Raw genomic sequence first — 273 nt, 5'->3', positions numbered from 1 at the left:
CGCCTACAAAGTAGCAAATCTCTGTTTGCGAATTCTTTTGCCATACGTTAGGAAGATGGCGGTATTGCTTTTTCGCAAGTTCAAATAAAATGCGGTCTGTAATGTCATGAACACTCGTACGGCTTCCTTTAACCATGATGTGATTGCGGTCTTGCTTTTTCGTAATGACCTCAACTACATCGCGGCGAGTATCTAACTCAACACCGTGTTTCGTTCTAATTTCTTCACGGATGGCCTCAAGAGATTCAGACACCCCAAGGTTAAAGCCTTGAG

1 protein-coding gene is annotated in these 273 nt (G+C 43.6%); it reads right to left on the bottom strand.

Annotated elements, in window-relative coordinates:
• On the bottom strand, positions 1-273 hold a 273-nt coding region (locus RYX56_RS22345), incomplete at both ends, for an Alp7A family actin-like protein (protein ID WP_439108529.1).

Origin of the sequence: Alkalihalophilus lindianensis (assembly GCF_032843265.1) — a bacterium.
GTDB lineage: Bacteria > Bacillota > Bacilli > Bacillales > Bacillaceae_D > Alkalihalophilus > Alkalihalophilus lindianensis.
This window is presented reverse-complemented; position numbering and strand designations above follow the sequence as displayed.